Source organism: Pseudonocardia zijingensis (genome assembly GCF_042657305.1).
In the GTDB taxonomy this organism is placed as follows: Bacteria; Actinomycetota; Actinomycetes; order Mycobacteriales; family Pseudonocardiaceae; genus Pseudonocardia; species Pseudonocardia zijingensis.
In genome coordinates this window covers 67249-86130 of record NZ_JBHSKO010000017.1, presented here as the reverse complement: position 1 = coordinate 86130, position 18882 = coordinate 67249, and the positions used below count along the sequence as shown (strand labels likewise).

Genomic DNA, 18882 nt, shown 5'->3' with positions numbered 1-18882 from the left:
GCCTCCTACAGCGAGGGGTGGGGCAGCGGGACGGGGAAGGCAGGCCTGCCGGCGGCGCGGCGGGGCGCCGGGAGCCCGAGGGCCGCGCGCAGCGGCCCGCTCCGCGCCGGCGGCACGACCCCGGCGGCCAGCTGTTCCTCGGCGGCGTCCAGCAGGTCGGCCACGGTCTGGCCAGGGCCGGGGCGCAGGAGCGCGTCGGCGTCGAGGACGAGGTCGACCGGCTCGGAGTCGGCGCGGACCGGGTGCCCGGTTTCCGGCCCGTACCAGGCGATCACCGACGCGCCGGTGGCCGGCTCGGGCGCGTTCAGCGGGCCGGCGATCGAGAAGGCGCCGTCGTGGTCGACGTGGGCGATCCGGTCCGACTGCACCAGGATCCCGGTGTCGCGGTCGCCGACGATCGAGTCGTACGGCCAGCTCTGCTCCAGGGCACGCACGGCGCGGGCCACGTCGTACGCCGTGGCGGCGGTGAGCGGGGCGCCGGGGCCGAGCGCCGCCCCGCCCCACGCCTCCGCGCCGTCCGGACCGGGTGGGGCGTAGGCGTCGCGCACCCCGACGAGCAGGCCGCTGCGCCCGCGCGAGAGGTGCCCGAGCGAGGCGGCGCGGCGGGCCAGGTTGTAGGGGTGGTCGCGCTGCGGGCTCGCGGCGATCAGGAAGCGGCCGCGGCTCGTGCGACCGGCGATCAGAGCACCGGCGGCGCTGGGGTCCAGCGTGACCGGTGCGGGCGGGCTGCCGTCGACGCGGTCGATCCCCAGCACGGTGAACGCGGCGGGCAGCGCGTCCCACCGGGCGAGCAGCTCGGGGCTCGTCGCCAGCTCGGCGAGGTGCGGTCCGGGCAGGCCGAGGCCGAGGTACGGGGCGGGCATCAGTCGCCCTGCCCGCCGCGGCCGACCGCCGCCAGGTTCGGCACCGGGTCCTTGCCGTTGACCAGCCAGTCACCCAGGATCCGCGCCTTGTAGACGCGCGGGTTGTGCGAGGCGAGCGTGCGGGCGTTGCGCCAGTGCCGGTCGAGCAGCAGCGTCTCGGACACCCCGGACGCGCCGAGCGCGTCGAACACGGTGGTGGTCGCGCGCAGGGCGGCGTCGATGATCGTCAGCTGGGCCTGCGCCGTGGCCACCTCGGCCTCGAGCACGCGCTGCTTCCGCGCCTCCAGGTCGCCCGCGGCCTGCGCGGCGGCGACCCGGTCCAGCGTGCGCGACGACGCCCGCAGCGCGGCCTCCGCGGCGAACCCGTGGACGGACACCTGGCCCACCACCTGCAGCAGCTGCGCGTCGACGGTGGGCGTGGGGTCGAGCGCCTGCGGGTAGTTGCGCCCGCGCGCCTTGAGCGCCGCGATCCCGTCCCGGCGCACCGCACGCGTGATTCCGGTGAGGATCGAGAGCATCGCCGTCTGGTAGAAGTGCCCCTGGTAGGCGAACCGCTCGGTGGCGGGGAAGACGTCCCCCACCTGCGCGGGCACGTCGGTGTAGGTGGCGCTCCCGCTGGCCGTGGTGCGCTGGCCGAAGCCGGTCCAGTCGTCCACCAGCTCCACGCCGGGATCGGTGCGGCGCACGAGCGCGGTGAGCGGCGTGCCGTCGTCGCCCCTGCCGAGCACGTCGAGCCAGTCGGCGTAGAGGCTGCCGGTGGCGTAGAACTTCGCCCCGGTCACCAGCCAGCGGTCGCCGTCGCGGCGCACGGTCGTCTTCAGGTTCGCGAACGTGCCGTTGTTGGCCTCCGTCCACCCGCCGCCGACGAACTCGCCGTCGAGGAACCGGCGGATCCACCGGTCCCCCGCGGGCGAGGGCGCCGCGTTGAGCCGGTCCTCGACGAACGCGAGGTGGTTGCGGAAGATGTGGGCGACGTTCGGGTCCGCCTCGGCGAGGTCGGCGAGCAGCACGAACGTCTGCTCGAGCGAGGCGCCGAACCCGCCGTGCTCGACGGGGATGCGCACCCGGCCGAACCCGGCCTCCTTCAGCCACTCCACCTGTTTGTGGGGCAGGACGCGGTCGCGTTCCCGCTCGACGTTGCCCTCGGCGACGAGGTCGAAGACCGGTTGGAACCGGTCGGACAGCTCCGCGTCGCTCGCGGTCGGGGGACGCAGGTACGTCATGGTCAACCTTTCAGGAGCGGCGCCGCGGCGCCGACGGGCAGGACGGCGTCCAGCAGCGCGCGGGTGGTGGGGTGCCGGTCCGCCGCGAACAGGTCGTCGGCCGGGAACGTCTCCACCAGCGACCCCTGGTGCATCACGCCGATCCGGTCGCAGAGGAACTCGATGAGCGCCAGGTTGTGGCCGATGAAGACGTAGGTCAGATCGAGCTCGTCCTTCAGGTCGAGCAGCAGGTCGAGGATCGTGGCCTGCGTCGACACGTCGAGCGCCGAGGTCGGCTCGTCGAGGACGAGCAGCTCGGGTTCGAGGGCGATCGCGCGCGCGATGCCCACCCGCTGGCGCTGGCCGCCGGAGAACTCGTGCGGGTAGCGGTCCGCGTACCCCGCCGACAGGCCCACCAGCTCCAGCGCCCGGTGCGTCCGCCGCAGCGCGTCCTTGCGGCCGCTCGCCCTCCCCAGCCGCAGCAGCGGGCGGGCGATCTGCTCCCCGGCCGTGATCCGCGGGTTGAGGGCCGTGGCCGCGTCCTGGAAGACGTACTGGAACCGGCGGCGCAGCTCGCGCCTGCTGGTGGCGTCGGCGGTGGCGACGTCGGCGCCGTCGAAGGCCACGGTGCCCGACGTCAGCGGCAGGAGCGCGCCGGAGAGCCGCGCCAGCGTCGACTTCCCCGAGCCCGATTCACCGATCAGCCCGAAGGTCTCGCCGCGGCGCACGGTGAGCGACACGTCGGTGACGGCCGCGACCGTGGAGCGCCTGCGGCCGGTGCCGAACCCGCCGAGCACGAACTCCTTGGTGACCCCGTTCAGCTCGAGGATCGGCCGATCGGCGCGCGGCTGGGGGCGCGGTGCCGCCGCCGCGGCGCCCGCCCGCAGCCGCCGCCCCGGGCGCCGGGCGCCGATCTCCGGCACCGACTCGATGAGCGTGCGGGTGTACGGGTGCGCGGGCGCGCCGAGCACCTGCGCCGTGTCGCCGACCTCGACGATCTCGCCCCCGCGCATGACCGCGACGCGGGAGCTCGTGTGCGAGACCACCCCGAAGTCGTGCGTGATGAGCAGCACCGCCGTGCCGGTCTCGGCCGCGAGCCCGAGCAGCAGGTCCAGGATCTGCTTCTGCACGGTGGCGTCGAGCGCCGTGGTCGGTTCGTCGGCGATGAGCAGCCGGGGCCCCGAGAGCCCGGCGAGCGCGATCATGACGCGCTGGCGCATCCCCCCGGACAGCTCGTGCGGGTAGGACCGCAGCACGCGCTCGGGCTCGCGGATGCCCACCCGCTCCAGCCAGCCGTGCGCGACCTCCCGGGCCTCGGTGCGCGACACCCGCAGGTGCAGCCGGGCGGTGTCGCCGAGCTGGGTGCCGATGGAGAAGGAGGGGTCGAGCGAGGTGACCGGGTTCTGGAAGATCATCCCGATCCCGGCGCCGCGGAACGCGTTGAGCTGCGCGTCCGGCAGCCCGACGAGCTCGGTGTCGCCGAACCGGACGCTGCCACCGGTGATCCGCGCGGTGTGCGGGAGCAGGCCCAGGATCGCCGCCGCGGTGACGCTCTTGCCGGATCCGGACTCGCCGACGAGCGCGAGCACCTCCCCCGGCGCCACCTCGAGGTCCACACCGCGCACGGCGTGCAGCACCGCGCCGGGCAGCTGGAAGTCGACGGTGAGGCCCTTCACGCTGAGTACGGATGTCATCTCCACCTCACGGATTCAGGACGTCGCGCAACCCGTCACCCAGCCAGTTGAAGGCGAGCGCGACGAGGAGCACGGCGACGGCGGGGAAGGTGGCGACGCCCGGGCTGCCGGTCACGAGGACCTTGGCGCCCTCGGAGATCATGCGGCCCCAGTCGGGGTCCGGTGGCTGGATGCCCAGCCCGAGCGCGGAGAGGCTCGCGGTGAAGACGATGTTGACGCCGATCAGGCTGGTCCCGTAGATCACCACGGACGACACGAGGTTCGGCAGGACCTCCGACACCAGGATGGTCGCCTCGGACGCGCCGAGTGCCCGGGCGGCCTCGACGTAGTCCTTCTCCCGCTCGATCTTCGCCTCGCCGTGGACGATGCGGGTGACGTACGGGACCGCGGCGAAGACCACCGTGCCGACGAGGACCCACGGGCCGGGCCGCAGGACCGCGGCGAGCGAGAGCGCCACCAGGATCACCGGGAACGCGAACACGAGGTCGATCGACCGCATGAGCAGGCCCGAGGTGCGCCGTCCCGCGAAGGCGGCGGCGAGCCCGACGGCCGTGCCGATCACCACCGCGACGGCGACCGAGACCACCGAGACCACCAGCGCGCTGCGGCCGCCGTGGAGCAGGCGGCTGAGCACGTCGCGGCCCTGGCCGTCGGTGCCGAGCGGGTGCCCGGGCGTGCCGATCGGGGCGAGGACGCTCTCGATGTGGCCCGTGTTCGGGTCGTCCGGCGCGAGCAGCGGCGCGAGCGCGGAGATGCCGGCGACGACGACCAGCACCGCGAGGCCGAGCACCGCCTCCCGGTTGCGCAGGAAGCGGGAGACGGCCGACCGCCGCAGCCGCGGGAGTGCCTCGACGGTCATGCGGCACCGTGCCGGAGCCGGGGGTTGAGCAGGTCGAGCACCACGTCCGTGATCAGGTTGACGATCACGAAGGAGGTGGCGACCAGGAGGATCCCGGACTGGATCACCGGGTAGTCCGAGCCCGCGATGGCCGTGAGCAGCACGCTGCCGATGCCCGGCCACGAGAAGATCGTCTCGACGAAGACGACGCCGGTGATCACCGAGCCGACCGTGAGGCCGGTGATGTTGACGATCGGCGGCAGGACGTTGCGCCCGATGTGCTTGCCGAGGATCACCGCCCGGCCGAACCCCTGCGACCGGTAGGTCCGGATGTAGTCGGACCGGTCGCTCTCGATCACCGCCGAGCGGACGAACCGCGCGATGATCAGCATCGAGACCAGCGACGCGGCGAAGGCGGGCGCGATCAGGTGCAGCAGCAGGTCGCCGAACCCGCCGTCGCTGCGCAGGTCGTGCATGCCCCCTGCCGGCAGCAGCCGCCACTGCACCGCGGTGAGCCAGATGATGATCAGGCCGAACCAGTAGATCGGCAGGTTGCTGCCGACCTGCACGAACAGCATCGCCACCCGGTCGACGAGCCGGCCGTGGCGGATCCCCGAGGCGAACCCGATCGCGACGCCCAGCACGACCGCCACCACGGTGGCCGCTGCGCCGAGCACCAGCGTGTTCCCGAACGCGGGCAGCACGATCTCGGAGACGGGGCTGCGGACGCTCAGCGAGATGCCGCCGCCGTTCGTGACCATGTCGCCCAGCCAGCTCAGGTACTGCTCCCAGGCGGGCCGGGTGAGCCCGTACGCCTCGCGGATCTGCTCGATCTGCTCGTCCGTCATCCGCTCGGACATGACGCTGCGGACCGGGTCGGCCGGGCCCGCCTTCGAGATGGAGAAGACCAGCACGCTGATCACGAACAGCAGCGGGACGAGGCCCGCGAGCCGCCAGAGGATCCGCCGTGTCATCAGTCGTCCGCCACCCAGACCTGGGAGAGGTCGTAGTGGTCCTGCTGCGGCCACACGAAGCCACCGACCCGCGGCGACACCGCGTAGTAGCGGTTGAACGACAGCAGCGGGAAGATCGTCGCGTCCGCCGCCCACGCCTGCGCCGCCGCCTGCCACAGCTCGGTCGACCGGCTCGGGTCCGCGTTCGTCGCGGCCGCCTCGATCGCCGCGCGCGTGGCGGCCGACGTGTCGGAGTACTGGCCGCCGTCGCGGTTGACGACCGTCTGGCTGTAGGCGATCTCGACCCAGTTGGGGGCGATGTAGCCCCATTCGCCGAGGCGGAGGCCGTCGGTGGGCAGGAGGTTCGCCGACCGGGTGCCGTAGGTGATCCACTCGTACGACTCCACCGACGCCTCGATGCCGACGGCCTTCAACGACTGCTGGAGGTACTCCGCCGTCGGCTGGCCCGTGGTGTCGGCCAGGATCGTGAAGCGCACCTCGCCGGGCTGGTAGCCGGCCTCGGCGATCAGCCGCTTCGCCGCCTCCGGGTCGTACGGGTGGTCGACGGCCGCGGGGTCGTACGCCTCGTTGCCCTGGTTGATGATCGACGTGGCCGGGCTCGCGTGCCCCTTGTAGATCCGCTCCGCGAGCTGCGTGCGGTCGACGGCCTGGATGACCGCCTGGCGCACCCGCTTGTCCTGCAGGTACGGGTTCGCGAAGTTGTACTGGTAGTAGATGATCTGCGGCACGCCCCGGTTCTCGGGCAGCGCGAAGCCGCCCTGCTCCAGGGTCTGCACCGAGTCCGGCGGCACCCGGCTGATGAGGTCCACCTCGCCGCTCTGCAGCGCGGCCACCCGGCTCTGGTCGTCACCGATCGGCTTGAAGATCACGCGGTCGAGGCGCGGCCGCGGGCCCCAGTAGTCGGGGTTGCGCTCCAGCGTGGTGTGGTCGCCGCGGACCCGCTCGGCGAAGACGTACGGGCCGGTGCCCACGGGGTGGTCGGCGAGCCCGTCCTGCCCGTAGGTCTTCAGCGCCTCCGGGCTGAAGATCCCCGAGGCGGCGTTGCCGCTGTTCGGGATCTGGCGCAGGAAGTCGAGGAACGGGTGCGCGAACGTGTACTGCACCGTGTGGTCGTCGATCACCGTGAACGCGGCCAGATCGCCGTAGACCAGCTTCATGGTCGTCGCGCTGACCTCGTCGTAGTACTCGAACGTCGGATCGGTGAAGCGGCGCACGTTGAACTCGACGGCCCGGGCGTCGAACGGGGTGCCGTCGCTGAACCGCACCCCCTGGCGCAGCTCGAAGGTGTAGGTGGTGGCGTCCGGGCTCACCGTCCACGACGTCGCCAGCTTCGGCACGATCTTCGGCACGCCGGTGGGCGAGGACAGGTCCTCGTCGACGAGCGTCTCGTAGATGTTGCGGTCGATCCGCCACGTCTCCCAGGAGTACTGCCGGTTCGGATCGAACTGCGTCACCTCCTGGTACTGACCGATGATCAGGGTGCCGCCGTCGCGCGGGGCCTGGCCCGCGGCGACCGCGGCACCGCTTGCGCCGCCGCAGCCGGCGAGGAGCAGCACGGCGGCGAGGACGACCGCGCTCCAGGCGGGTCGGGGTCTGGACATGGGGGATCGGATCTTCCTGTCGGGGGGCTGGTGGGGAGCTGGACGGCGGGGCGGGTGGGCTCGTCCCCGGTCACGGGGACAGGGGCACCTCGCCGGCACCGACGGGCGCGACGAGGCCGCGACGGCGCAGCTCGGCGCCCGCGCCCTCGGCGAAGTGGTAGGCCTCCTCCAGGTGCGGCTGGCCGGAGAGGATGAAGTGGTCGATGCCGAGTGCGTGGTACTCCTCGATGCGGTCGGCCACCTCCGTGTGGCTGCCCACGATCGCCGTGCCCGCACCGCCCCTGACCAGGCCGTATCCGGCCCAGATGTTGGGGTACACCTCGAGCCGGTTGCGGTCGCCGCCGTGCAGGGCGAGCATCCGCTGCTGGCCCACCGACTCGCTCGCGGCCAGCGTGCGCCGGGTCTGGCGGATCCGGTCCTCGTCGATCCGGTCGAGCAGCCGGTCGGCCTCCGCCCACGCCTGCGCCGAGGTGTCGCGGCCGAGCACGTGGAACCGGATGCCGAACGAGATGCTGCGCCCGGCGTCCTCGGCGAGCTTGCGCACCCGGGTGATCCGCTCCTCGATCTGCGCGGGCGGCTCGCCCCAGGCGAGGTAGGTGTCGACGGTGCGCGCCGCCACCCGTTCCGCGGCCGGGCTGGCGCCGCCGAAGAAGATCGCGGGCGGCTCGTGCGGGTCGAACGCGATGGCTGCCCGCTCGACGTCGTAGTGCTGACCGCGGAAGTCGAAGGGGGCGCCGGCGCTCACGCCGCGCAGCACCGTGAGGAACTCCTCGGTGCGCGCGTAGCGCTGGTCGTGGTCGAGGTGGTCGCCGAAGCGCCGCTGCTCCACGGAGTCCCCGCCGGTGACCACGTTGAGCAGCAGCCGGCCACCGGAGATGCGCTGGAACGTCGCCGCCTGGTGGGCGGCCAGCGTGGGCGAGATCAACCCGGGGCGGAAGGCGACGAGGAACTTCAGCCGCGTCGTCACCGCGGACAGCGCCGCGGTGGTGATCCACGCGTCCTCGCACCACGTGCCGGTCGGCGTGAGCACGGCCTCGAAGCCGAGCTGCTCCGCGGCGCGGGCGATGCCGCCGAGGTACTCGACCGTCGGGGGCCGGAAGCCCGAGCGGACGGCCGCGAGGGTCTTCTGGGAACCGTCGCCGGAACCGACGATGTCACGGTTGTCGCCGTTGGTGGGCAGGTACCAGTGCAGGTGGATGGTCATCGCGCAATTCCTCGCCGATCAGTGGAATGCACCCGGGCACGGGGCGGGATTCGGTCAGCGATCAGCGACAACATCCGTGGGACACGAGCAGAGTCTGACCATCGGACGACGCAGAAGTCAACAACAGCGCAATGCAGAACACAGTCCGCTCGAATCTGACCGGACAATTCATGGGACGCCCCATATGGCGCACCCCGAAATGTTCTGACCTTTCGGCGCCGGTCTCAGATCTCCAGCGCGAACTCGACGCGCACCGGCTCGCCGGCGGGCACCGGCACCCGTTCGCCCCGGCGGAACGGGCCGCGCGCGATCGGGCAGCGCACCGACACCGTCACGTCCACGTCGCACCGCAGCACGGCGTGCGCGCTCGCCCGCTCGAGGTCCCACGCCATTTCGGCGACGGTGACCCGGTTGCGGCAGCGCACACCACGGATCCGCCCGTGGGCCCACCGCGCAGGCACCGCCGGGAGCAGCTCGACCACGCCGGGCCGGGAGCCGACGAGCGCCTCGATCACCACCGCCGGGATCGCGTGCGCCGCGTCGGCGTTGTAGGTGTCCAGCCCCGGGTTGTGCGAGGTCATCAACGAGCGGAAGACCATGTCGCCGCCGACGATCTTGGCTAGGTTCTCCTCGACGAGGGGCGCGTCGTGCAGCCGCGCCGCGCACAGGGCGCGGTGGAGGCTGCCGTGCGCCGAGAGGTTCTCGTCGCCGCGCAGCACGAGCGCGCGGCGGGCGGCCTCCGCCAACTCGGGCGTGCCGTCCGGCGTGATCTCGTGCAGCGGCCACACCGGGTAGAGGTGGCTGATGTGCCGGTGGTCGTCCGGGGTTTCCAGGCCCGGCCACGCCCACTCGGCCAGCGCACCTCGGTCGTCCAGGACGTAGGGCGGGAGCTGCTTGAGCAGGGTCTCCCAGCGTGCGACGGCTGCGTCCTCCGTGCCGAGCCTGCGGCAGGCCTCGATCGCGGTCGACAGGGCGTGGCGGGCGGCCGCGATGTCCATCGTGGCGTTGACGGCGGCCGCCCCGGGGCGGGCGGCCGGCGCCACTTCCGGCGAGTAGGAGGGGACGAACACCAGGGAGCCGTGCTCGTCCTCCCGCTCCAGGAAGTCATCGAAGAACATCGCGGCCTCCACCAGCCACGGCGCCAGCGGGTCCGCCAGGAACCCGTCGTCGCCGCTCACCTGCCAGTGCTCGACGAGCGGGACCAAGAGCCAGTCCGCGCCCGCCACCCACATCGCCCACGGCCAGTCGGCGTCGAGGTGGAACAGCCGGCCGTGCTCGCCGTCGGTCCGGCTCGGCGCGAGCACGCCGCGCGTCCCGAACACGGCGCGGGCGTTCTCCCGCCAGTCGTCGATCTGGTCGGCGATCAGTGCCCGCAGGGCGTCCAGCACCTCGGGGAGCGCACCGGTGGCGGCGCCGGCCAGCTGCAGGTTCAGGTTGGCGTCGGTGGTGAAGTCCCCCGACCACGCCGCGCCCCACTCCCCCAGCCACAGCCCGGTGAGCCGCGGCGGCAGCACGCCGCTGGAGCTGATCAGCAGGTAGCGGCCCGCGTGGAACATCGTCTCCAGCAGCGCCGGGCTCGGGGCCGGGTCCCGGCGCTGCGCCGCGAGCAGCTCACCCACCGGTGCCTCCCGCTCGGCGGGCGGGACACCGAGGTCCAGCTCGACGCGCTCGTACAGCGGCCGGTGCAGGGCGGTGTGCCGGTCGAGGAGCCGGGCGGGGTCGGCGGGGAGCGCGCGCAGCCGGTCCCGCAGGGCCCCCTCGTCGGGCGGCCCCTCCGACCGGTCCACCACCGTCACCAGCACGAGCCGGGACGCGCCGCGCACCACCGCGCGGTCGCCGTCCACCCGGACCCGTCCCTCCACCGCCACGACCCGGGTGACGCCGGTGAACCCGTACGCCCCGAGCCCGGGCGGGTAGGTGCCCCGCACGGTGAGCAGCACCTCCCGCGCACCGTCCGGCTCGGCCGTCGCGGAGTACCCGACGTCGGCGGGCCGCCCCGGCAGGTCGCCCGAGAGCCGCACCTCCAGGTCGAGCGAGGGCCCGTCCAGCTCGTAGACCAGCACCCGGTCGGCCCGCGAGGCGAAGGCGCGGCTGCGCCACCGCCCCGCGACGTCCGTCCAGCGCGCGCTCACCTCGCCGGTGCGGAAGTCGGTGTCCCGCCGGTACCCGTGCGCCGGCGCCGGGTTGGCGCGGTCGACCGCGATCGCGAAGCCGGGGTGGAACGGCTGGGTCCACGCCAGCCGCCTGCCGTCGGAGAACCGGCGCTGCGCCGCCACCGGGTCGCCCGCGAGGACGAGATCGCGCACCTCGTCGAGCCGGTCGGCCACGGCCGGTGGCGCCAGCTGCCGCGACCCGTTCGGCAGCACGAACCGGTGGTGGTTGACGATCAGCCGCTCGGCGGCCGGATCGCCGGACACGATCAGCCCGCACTCGCCGTTGCCGGTGAGGAACCCGTCCTCCCAGCGCTCGGCGGGTGCGGTGTCGTGGACGCCGTGCCTCACCCCTTGAACGCCCCGTCCAGGATCCCGGCCACCATCCGGCGGCCGACGAACACGAACAGCACGAGCAGCGGGAGCGTCGCGAGGAACGAACCGGACATGGCCAGGCCCAGGTCGATCGTCCGCTCGTTCTGCAGGGCCTTGATCGCGATCTGCGCGGTGAACCGCTCCGGCGACTTCAGCACGATGAACGGCCAGAGGAAGTCGTTCCAGGCGCTGACGAAGCCGAACAGGCCCAGCACGAACGCCGCGGGCCGAACGATCGGGAAGGCGATCCGCCAGAAGATCTGCCAGGTGCTCGCCCCGTCGATCCGGGCCGCCTGGATCAGCTCGTCGGTGATCGTGGTCGAGATGTGCTGGCGCATCCAGAAGATCCCGAACGCGCTCGCGAGTCCCGGCACGACCAGCGCCTGCAGGGTGTCGACCCAGCCGAGCCAGGAGATGATCATGTACTGCGGGATGACCGCGAGCTGTGTCGGCACGGTCATCGTGAGCACGACGATCAGGAACAGCACGTTGTTGCCGCGGAAGCGCAGCTTCGCGAACGCGAACCCGGCGAGAGCGCACAACACCGCGTGCCCGACGCCGATGGAGGTGGCGACGAACAGGCTGTTGAGGATCGACTGCAGGAACGGCACCGTGTCGAACACGAGCCCGGCGAGTTGGAAGAAGTTCCCACCGGGGACGATCTCCGGTGGCATCCGGGTGGCCGTCGCCGTGTCGGTGGACGCGACGATGAACATCCAGTAGAGCGGGAAGACGCAGAGGAAGGTGGCACCGGCCAGCAGCAGGTAGTTCCACCACCTGACGCGGCCGAGAAGCCCCCGGTGGCGACCGCGTCCCGGAGGTGCCCCGGTGACCGCCTCGCCGACCGAGGCGCCGGTCGCCGTCCCGCTCGTCGCCGTCCCGCTCGTCGTCGACTCCATCGTCATCGGTCCGCCCTGATCCGGCTCGACAGCAGGTAGTTGATGAGTGCGGCCACGATCACCATCACGAACAGCGCGACGCCGATCGCCGAGCCGTAGCCGAACTCGTACTGGCCGAAGCCCTGCTCGTAGAGGAACAGCGACAGCGTCTGGCACTGGCGCACGGGGCCGCAGGTCAAGCTTCCCGGCGAGATCAGCAGCGGTTCGGTGAAGATCTGCAACCCGCCGATCGTCGACGTCACGACGGTGAAGATGATGATCGGCCGCAGCGACGGGATCGTGATGTGGACGAACTGCTTCCACCCTCCCGCGCCGTCGATCGAGGCCGCCTCGTAGATGTCGCGCGGCACCGCCTGCAGCGAGGCGAGGTACAGCAGCGTCGAGTAGCCGAACCAGCGCCAGGCGACCATGATGGCGATCAGCAGGTGGCTGCCCCAGGTGGACTGCACGAAGTCGATCGGCCCGATCCCGGCCAGGCCCAGCAGCCAGTTGAGGAGCCCGTAGTTCCGGTCGAACAGCTGCGCGAAGACGATCGCCGTGGCTGCGACCGAGGTGATGTAGGGCACCAGCATCGCCATGCGGAAGAAGTTCGCGAACCGCAGCCGTGCGTGGTTGAGCACGTGGGCCAGCAGCAGGGCCAGCGCCAGCTGCGGGAGCGTCGACAGCAGCCAGACGCTGAGCGTGTTGCCCGTGGCGTTCCAGAACCGCGGGTCGGCCAGCATGCGGGTGAAGTTGTCCAGCCCGATGAAGGTCTGGTCGCCGATCGGGTTCCAGTCGAACAGCGCCACGTAGAAGGTGAACAGGAACGGCAGCAGCCCGAAGATCGCGAAGAGCACGAAGAACGGCGCGATGTAGGCGTACGGGGTCAGCGCCTCCACGAACGGGAGCTGCCGCCGGCGCCGGTCGGCCCCCGCCGGCGGCAGGAGCTGCCGGCGGGGCGACGTGGTGGTCACAGGCGTTGTGGTCATTGGCCGATGGCTGTCCGGATGTTGCCCACCGCCCGGTCCCATGCCGTGGCGGGATCACCGCCGGCCTGCTCGACGTCGACGAGCGCGTTGAGGAACTCGGAGCCGATCGTCCCCGTGTCCGGGCCCATGTGGAACGGCTGCAGCCCGAGCACCGCCTGGGTGTAGATCTTCCCGATGGGCGCGTCGGAGAAGAACGGCTCGGTCGCCTCGACGAGCCGCGGGTCGTCGTAGACCGCCGGCGTGGTCGGCAGCGTGCCGACGTCGAGGAAGTGCGACAGCTGCCGCTCCGGCGCCTGCATCTCCTTGATGTAGTTCCACGCGGCCTCCGGGTTCGCGGCCCGGGCCGGGATCGCGAGGTAGCTGCCGCCCCAGTTGCCCGCTCCGCCCGGGATCGTGGCGATGTCCCACTTGCCCGCGGTGTCGGGCGCGATCCGCGTGAAGCTGTTCAGCATCCACGACGGTGCCGAGACGACGGCGTAGTCACCCCGGGGCAGGGCGGCGTTCCAGCCCTCCGACGCGTAGGAGAATTTGGCCGAGATCCCCGCGTCGATCGCGCGGAGCGCGATGTCGAAGGCCTCCTTGACCTCCGGGTTGTCGGCGTAGATCGGGTTGCCCGCGTCGTCGTAGTACTTCTGCGACACCTGGTTCACGGCCTGGTAGAAGACGCTGGTGGGCACGTTGTCGACGAACGGCTTCCCGGTGGCGGCGACGTAGCGCTGCCCGGTCGCGATGAAGTCGTCCCACGTGGGCCACAGCGCCGACACCTCGTCCCGGTCGGTCGGCAACCCGGCCGCGGCGAACAGGTCGGTGCGGTAGGCGACCGCCAGGCCGCCGACGTCGGTGGGGATCCCGATGATCTCGCCGCCCTCGGCGGTGGCCTGCGCCATGACCCAGTCCAGGTAGTCGCCCTTGATCTCGTCGGCGCCGAACTCGCGCAGGTCGTGGAAGTTCTGCGGCTGTTCGAGGAACTTGGGCAGCTCGTCGCCCTGGATCAGGACGAGGTCGGGTACCTTCCCGCCGGCGAGCGCGGTCGTCAGCGCCTGCGCGGTCTCCTGGGAGCTGCCGACCTCGGTGAGGCCCACCTTGATGTCGGGGTGCTTCTCGACGTACTGGTCGACGGACCGTTGCTGGTCGATGCCGGACATCGACCAGAACTCGAAGGCCTTCGGGTCTCCGCCGCCACCACCGGACGCCGAACCCGGCGAGCAGGCGGTCACCACGACGAGCACGACCGCGGCGAGCAGCACGAACGGTGGACTGGTGCGGAGTTTCACGGCGATGTGCTCCCTTCGAAAGTTTCGAACCACGACGGTGCCGCAAAGGGCGCTCCGCGTGGCGGCGGTCACGGTATAACGTGAAACCTCCCGAGGAAAGCCCTGGGTTTCGACACCCCCTGACCGAAACTTTCGCCGAGAAGGATGCCCATGCCCTCCAGCACCGCGCGCGCCGTCGTCGACCTCGACGTCCGGGGCGCGACGATCAGCAAGCACCTCTACGGCCACTTCGCCGAGCACCTCGGCCGCTGCATCTACGGCGGCTTCTGGGTGGGCGAGGACTCACCCATCCCGAACGAGGGCGGCCTCCGGCTCGACGTCGTCGAGGCCCTGCGCGCGCTCGACGTGCCCAACCTGCGCTGGCCGGGCGGCTGCTTCGCCGACGCCTACCACTGGCGCGACGGGGTGGGGCCGAAGGACGAGCGGCCCGGGATGGTCAACACGCTGTGGGGCGACGTCGAGGAGAACAACCACTTCGGCACGCACGAGTTCATGGCGCTGTGCGAGCTCCTCGGCGCCGACCCCTACGTCAACGGCAACGTGGGGTCCGGCACGGTCCGGGAGATGAGCGAGTGGGTCGAGTACCTCACCCGCGACGGCGACTCGCCGATGGTGCGGCTGCGCCGCGCCAACGGCCGCGAGGAGCCCTGGAAGGTGCCGTTCTGGGGGATCGGGAACGAGGCGTGGGGCTGCGGCGGCAACATGCGCCCCGACACCTACGCCGACCTCGCGAGCCGCTACGCCACGTTCCTGCACGACCACGGCGGCAACCAGCTGTACCGGATCGCGGCGGGCGCCTCCGACGACGACCTCGCCTGGACCGAGGCGCTGATGAAGGCGGTGAGCTGCCTGGGCTGCACGAACCGGCCCCGCGGCACGTTCCAGGCGATCTCGTTCCACTACTACTCGTTCGCGGGCGACGGGCTCGGCAAGGGCTCGGCCACCGACTTCACCGACGAGCAGTACTACCGGACGATGGTGAAGGCGGCCGACATCGACCGCGTGATCGCCGCGCACAGCGCCGTGATGGACGCCTACGACCCGCAGCGGCGGGTCGGGCTCGTCTGCGACGAGTGGGGCACCTGGTGGGAGCCCGAGCCCGGCACCAACCCCCGCTTCCTGAACCAGCAGAACACGCTGCGCGACGCGCTGGTGGCGAGCCTGCACTTCGACGTCTTCCACAAGCACGCCGCCCGCCTGCGGATGGCGAACATCGCCCAGACCGTCAACGTGCTGCAGGCGATGATCCTCACCGAGGAGGACGGCGACGGGCTCGTGCTCACGCCGACCTACCACGTCTTCGAGATGAACAAGGGGCACCAGGACGCCGCCACCCTGCCCGTCCACCTGCTCGAACGGCCCGAGCGCGTGGCGGTCGGCGACGACCACCTGGAGCCGCTCTCGATCTCCGCGAGCACGAAGGACGGCCGGGCGCTCGTCTCGCTCAGCAACCTGGCGCTCGACGCCGCCACCACCGTGCGGCTGGACCTGCGCGGCCACGAGGTCACCGGGGCGCGCGGCCGGATCCTCACGGCCGACGCGGCGACCAGCCACAACACCGTCGCCGACCCGCAGGCCGTTGCGCCCGCCGAGTTCGCCGTGGACCTCGGTGCGGGGAAGTTCGGGGCCGCGGAGCTCACGGCGGTGCTCCCGCCGCACTCGTTCGCCACCGTGGAGCTCGACCTGGCCTGAGCCGCGCCCCCCGACCCGGTCACGGCCTGCGGGTGGTCTCCCGTTCCACGAGCCGCGGCTCGGGCATCACGACCCGGGCCGGGGCCTGGTCGGGGCGCGACGCGATCCGCTCCACCAGCAACGAGCAGATCGCGTCGGCCATCTCCGCGTTGCCGGGCTCGACGGTGGTGAGCGCCGGCACGACGAACCGGCCGTCGTCCAGGTCGTCGAACCCAACTACCTGGACGTCGTCCGGGACCTTCCGCCCGGTCTCGGCCAGCGCGCGCAGCGCCCCGATCGCGCCCGAGTCGGTGAGGGCGAACACCGCGTCGAAGGCGATCCCGCGGACGACGAGCTCGTGCGTGGCGGTGTAGCCGTCCTCGACGCCGAAGTCGCAGCCGACGACCAGCTCGTCCCGCACCGGGACGCCCGCGGCCTCGTGCGCGGCCTGGTAGCCCTGCGTCCGCAGCTCATGCATCGACTCCGCGCCACCGGCGGCGCCGCCGAGCAGCGCGATCCGGCGCGCGCCGGAGCGGAGCAGGAACTCCGTGGCCATCCGCGCGCCGCCGACGTTGTCCATGAGCACGTGGTCGAACCGGGCGGGCACGGCGCGCTCCCCGATGAGCACCACCGGCGTGTCGATGCTCAGCTTCTCCAGGTCCGCCGCGTCACCCGCGACGACGCTGAGCACGAACCCGTCGTAGCTGCTCAACCGGGGCGCGGCCAGCGCGTCGAGCTCCGCGGCGCGGCTCGCCCCGGTGCGCTCCACCACGAGCCGCAGCCCGTGGGCGTCGAAGCGGTCGGCCAGCCGCTGGGCGAGCTGGGCGTAGTAGCCGGGCGCGAAGGCCGGCACGGCGAGCCCGACCGCACCGGTGCGGCCCATCCGCAGGTTCCGGGCGGTCATGTTGACCTGGTAGCCGAGCTCGTCGATCGTGGCGAGCACCCGCAGCCGGGTCTGCTCGCTCACCCGCTGCGCCCGGCCGTTGATCACGTTGGACACGGTCATGGGCGACACACCGGCGCGCCGAGCGACGTCGGACATCGTGACCCCGCTCCACCGGCGGCCTTCGACCTTGCCCAACCTTCACCTTCCCGCCGCTGTCCGCACCACACGACACTACGGATCCCCGCGCGGCGGCGCGACGGGTCAGGTGATCGGCGAGCCGCCGGTGACGCCGACGACCTCCGAGGTGATGTAGCTGGACTCCTGCGACGCGAGGAAGACGTAGATCGGCGCGAGCTCGGCGGGCTGGGCCGCCCGCCCCAGCGGCGACTGCTTCCCGAACGACTCCAGCTTCTCCTCGGGCATGGTCGCCGGGATCAGCGGCGTCCACACGGGACCGGGCGCCACGGAGTTGACCCGGATGCCATTGTCGGTGAGGTTGCTGCCCAGGCCCTTCGTGAAGTTGACGATCGCGGCCTTGGAGGTGGCGTAGTCGAGCAGGTGCGGCGACGGGTTGAACGCCTGCACCGAGGACGTCGTGATGATCGTCGAGCCCTCCGGCATGTGCGGGATGGCCGCCTTGCAGAGCCAGAACATCGCGTAGACGTTGGTCTTCATCACGCGGTCGAACTGCTCGCTGGTGATCGCGTGGATGCCCTCGTCCTGCGACATCTGGTACGCCGCGTTGCTCACCAGCACGTCGATCTGCCCGAACTCCCGCACCGCCCGGTCGACCACGGCCCGGCACTGCGCCTCGTCCTGCAGGTCACCGGGCACCGTCACGGCCCGGCGGCCGGCCTCCTCGACGAGGCGCGCGGTCTCGCGCGCGTCCTCCTCCTCGGCCTCCAGGTAGGACAGGAGCACGTCGGCGCCCTCGCGGGCGAACGCGATGGCCACGGCACGGCCGATCCCCGAGTCGCCACCCGTGATCACGGTCTTCCTGCCCTCGAGCCGCCCGGTGCCCCGGTAGCTCTCCTCGCCGTGGTCCGGCTGCACGTCGAGCTCGCCCGCGCGGCCCGGGTGCTCGACGGTGCGGTCGCCGCTGCCCGGCGCGGCGTGCTGCTCGGTCGGGTCCTGCTGGGTGAACTGGTCCTGCCCCACTGATCGTCTCCGTCCCACGGTCACTCGTGGTCATCGCGATACCCGGCAGGCGGCAGCCGAACCCCCGATCAGCCCGGCGACCGCCGGGAGGACCGGCGCCGGGCGGGCGCCGGCGGCTCCGCCTCGGCCAGCCTGCGCGCCTCGGCGGCGCGCTCGAACGGCGTGTCGCCACGCGGCCTGCGCTCGCCGAGCTCCGCGTACAGCGCGGCCACCGTCGCCGAGTCGTGGTGGCGGGCCAGCGCGGCCAGCTCCGGGTGGGTGCGGGCGAGGACCTCGCGGAACCGCAGCTCCGCGAGCGGCCCGAGCCGGTCGTAGATCTGCACGAAGACCTGCTGCGCACGCCGGCGCGGCCAGTCGGGCGGCAGCAGCTCGGCCGGCATGTCCGGGTCGGTCTCGGGGAAGCGCCGCCAGTCGACGCGCAGCCGGGTGCGCAGGCGCAGCGCGTCGGCCGGGCCGATGCGCCCCGACTCGACCTCCGCCAGCACCGGCTCGTACTGCTCGGCGAAGGCGCGGTACTCCTTGCCCAGCGGCTCCAGGTCGAACGCCGCCCGCGGGCTGCCCGCCTCCGACCCGCCCGGCACCTCGGTGCACCGCAGCACGGTGGCCGTGCCGACGCCGAGCTCGTCGAGCACCGCGCGGGCGTCGGCGCCGGTGTCGTGCGGGGAGACCCAGACCCCGTCGTAGAGCGCGGCGAAGCGCAGCAGCCGCAGCCGCACGCGCAGCGCCGCCCGCACCTCACGGTCCTGCTCGGGCACGGAGAACGCGACCACCGTCCAGTGGCCGTCCCACTCCGGCGCCGCCGCCCCGAACGTCAGCATGCGGTGGGTCCGCTCGACGATGACCTCCGACGTGCGCGGCGGGATGCCGTACGCGGTGGTGCGGCCGCTGCGGGCGACGGTCAGCAGGCCGCGCGCCGCCAGCCGCCGCATCGCGGCCCGGGCGCCGTCGGCGGTGATGCCGAACTCCTCGAGCAGGCGGACCAGCGCGCTGGACGGGATGTGCTCGTCGCGCCAGTACCAGAAGTCGCCGAGCAGCGAGGTGAGCAGGAGCTGGGGCTCCGCGCCGCTCTGGGCGCGCGGGAAGTCGATCGTCGTCACCCCTGTCGTCCGTCCACCCGGGGCCCGG

The 18882-nt window shown here is 72.5% G+C and carries 15 protein-coding genes; 1 reads left to right on the top strand and 14 read right to left on the bottom strand.

Going from position 1 to position 18882, the window contains the following annotated elements:
• Positions 1-5: 5 nt before the first annotated feature.
• The 11 genes from ACFPL3_RS27735 to ACFPL3_RS27685 all read right to left on the bottom strand — a co-directional run bounded on the left by ACFPL3_RS27735 (position 6) and on the right by ACFPL3_RS27685 (position 14042).
• Positions 6-863, bottom strand: a complete 858-nt coding sequence (locus ACFPL3_RS27735) for an LLM class flavin-dependent oxidoreductase (protein ID WP_379589724.1) — start codon at positions 861-863, stop codon at positions 6-8.
• Positions 863-2086, bottom strand: coding sequence for an acyl-CoA dehydrogenase family protein (locus ACFPL3_RS27730; protein ID WP_343937514.1), 1224 nt, complete (start codon positions 2084-2086; stop codon positions 863-865). Before ACFPL3_RS27730 ends, ACFPL3_RS27735 begins: the two co-directional genes overlap by 1 nt.
• 2 nt (positions 2087-2088) lie before the next feature.
• On the bottom strand, positions 2089-3759 hold the full coding sequence (locus ACFPL3_RS27725; protein WP_379589723.1) for a dipeptide ABC transporter ATP-binding protein: 1671 nt from the start codon (positions 3757-3759) through the stop codon (positions 2089-2091).
• A gap of 7 nt (positions 3760-3766) precedes the next feature.
• The gene (locus tag ACFPL3_RS27720) at positions 3767-4618 is read right to left on the bottom strand and encodes an ABC transporter permease (protein ID WP_343937508.1); all 852 of its coding nucleotides are present in this window, start codon (positions 4616-4618) and stop codon (positions 3767-3769) included.
• A complete protein-coding gene (locus tag ACFPL3_RS27715; RefSeq protein ID WP_343937506.1) occupies positions 4615-5571 on the bottom strand; it encodes an ABC transporter permease in 957 nt (318 codons plus the stop codon). Before ACFPL3_RS27715 ends, ACFPL3_RS27720 begins: the two co-directional genes overlap by 4 nt.
• Positions 5571-7172 carry an ABC transporter substrate-binding protein gene (locus ACFPL3_RS27710; RefSeq protein WP_343937504.1) on the bottom strand — a complete coding sequence of 534 codons (1602 nt, stop codon included), beginning with the start codon at positions 7170-7172 and terminating at the stop codon, positions 5571-5573. Before ACFPL3_RS27710 ends, ACFPL3_RS27715 begins: the two co-directional genes overlap by 1 nt.
• 70 nt (positions 7173-7242) lie before the next feature.
• Complete coding sequence (locus tag ACFPL3_RS27705) at positions 7243-8376, bottom strand: LLM class flavin-dependent oxidoreductase (protein WP_343937502.1); 1134 nt, start codon at positions 8374-8376, stop codon at positions 7243-7245.
• A gap of 224 nt (positions 8377-8600) precedes the next feature.
• Positions 8601-10877, bottom strand: a complete 2277-nt coding sequence (locus ACFPL3_RS27700; protein WP_379589722.1) for a glycosyl hydrolase family 95 catalytic domain-containing protein — start codon at positions 10875-10877, stop codon at positions 8601-8603.
• Positions 10874-11806 carry a carbohydrate ABC transporter permease gene (locus ACFPL3_RS27695; protein WP_343937498.1) on the bottom strand — a complete coding sequence of 311 codons (933 nt, stop codon included), beginning with the start codon at positions 11804-11806 and terminating at the stop codon, positions 10874-10876. The genes ACFPL3_RS27700 and ACFPL3_RS27695 overlap by 4 nt, the downstream gene beginning before the upstream one ends.
• Positions 11803-12753, bottom strand: a complete 951-nt coding sequence (locus ACFPL3_RS27690) for a carbohydrate ABC transporter permease (protein ID WP_343937496.1) — start codon at positions 12751-12753, stop codon at positions 11803-11805. The genes ACFPL3_RS27695 and ACFPL3_RS27690 overlap by 4 nt, the downstream gene beginning before the upstream one ends.
• 11 nt (positions 12754-12764) lie before the next feature.
• Positions 12765-14042 carry an ABC transporter substrate-binding protein gene (locus ACFPL3_RS27685; RefSeq protein WP_343937494.1) on the bottom strand — a complete coding sequence of 426 codons (1278 nt, stop codon included), beginning with the start codon at positions 14040-14042 and terminating at the stop codon, positions 12765-12767.
• A gap of 150 nt (positions 14043-14192) precedes the next feature.
• Here ACFPL3_RS27685 and ACFPL3_RS27680 point away from each other — a divergent pair, with 150 nt between their 5' ends.
• Positions 14193-15734, top strand: coding sequence for an alpha-N-arabinofuranosidase (locus ACFPL3_RS27680; RefSeq protein ID WP_343937492.1), 1542 nt, complete (start codon positions 14193-14195; stop codon positions 15732-15734).
• A gap of 19 nt (positions 15735-15753) precedes the next feature.
• On the opposite strand, the gene ACFPL3_RS27675 is transcribed toward ACFPL3_RS27680, so the two are convergent.
• The 3 genes from ACFPL3_RS27675 to ACFPL3_RS27665 all read right to left on the bottom strand — a co-directional run bounded on the left by ACFPL3_RS27675 (position 15754) and on the right by ACFPL3_RS27665 (position 18854).
• Positions 15754-16755: a LacI family DNA-binding transcriptional regulator gene (locus tag ACFPL3_RS27675; RefSeq protein WP_343937490.1), complete on the bottom strand. Its 1002-nt coding sequence runs from the start codon at positions 16753-16755 to the stop codon at positions 15754-15756.
• A gap of 105 nt (positions 16756-16860) precedes the next feature.
• Positions 16861-17757: an SDR family oxidoreductase gene (locus ACFPL3_RS27670; RefSeq protein WP_343937488.1), complete on the bottom strand. Its 897-nt coding sequence runs from the start codon at positions 17755-17757 to the stop codon at positions 16861-16863.
• Between the two features lie 68 nt (positions 17758-17825).
• Positions 17826-18854: a PaaX family transcriptional regulator gene (locus ACFPL3_RS27665; protein WP_343937486.1), complete on the bottom strand. Its 1029-nt coding sequence runs from the start codon at positions 18852-18854 to the stop codon at positions 17826-17828.
• Positions 18855-18882: the final 28 nt, after the last annotated feature.

Coding starts and splice junctions, on each gene's coding strand:
- ACFPL3_RS27675 (WP_343937490.1), bottom strand. CDS start 16,755: ATGTCCGACGTCGCTCGGCGCGCCGGTGTGTCGCCCATGACCGTGTCC.
- ACFPL3_RS27725 (WP_379589723.1), bottom strand. CDS start 3,759: ATGACATCCGTACTCAGCGTGAAGGGCCTCACCGTCGACTTCCAGCTG.
- ACFPL3_RS27705 (WP_343937502.1), bottom strand. CDS start 8,376: ATGACCATCCACCTGCACTGGTACCTGCCCACCAACGGCGACAACCGT.
- ACFPL3_RS27680 (WP_343937492.1), top strand. CDS start 14,193: ATGCCCTCCAGCACCGCGCGCGCCGTCGTCGACCTCGACGTCCGGGGC.
- ACFPL3_RS27710 (WP_343937504.1), bottom strand. CDS start 7,172: ATGTCCAGACCCCGACCCGCCTGGAGCGCGGTCGTCCTCGCCGCCGTG.
- ACFPL3_RS27695 (WP_343937498.1), bottom strand. CDS start 11,806: ATGACGATGGAGTCGACGACGAGCGGGACGGCGACGAGCGGGACGGCG.
- ACFPL3_RS27715 (WP_343937506.1), bottom strand. CDS start 5,571: ATGACACGGCGGATCCTCTGGCGGCTCGCGGGCCTCGTCCCGCTGCTG.
- ACFPL3_RS27735 (WP_379589724.1), bottom strand. CDS start 863: ATGCCCGCCCCGTACCTCGGCCTCGGCCTGCCCGGACCGCACCTCGCC.
- ACFPL3_RS27730 (WP_343937514.1), bottom strand. CDS start 2,086: ATGACGTACCTGCGTCCCCCGACCGCGAGCGACGCGGAGCTGTCCGAC.
- ACFPL3_RS27720 (WP_343937508.1), bottom strand. CDS start 4,618: ATGACCGTCGAGGCACTCCCGCGGCTGCGGCGGTCGGCCGTCTCCCGC.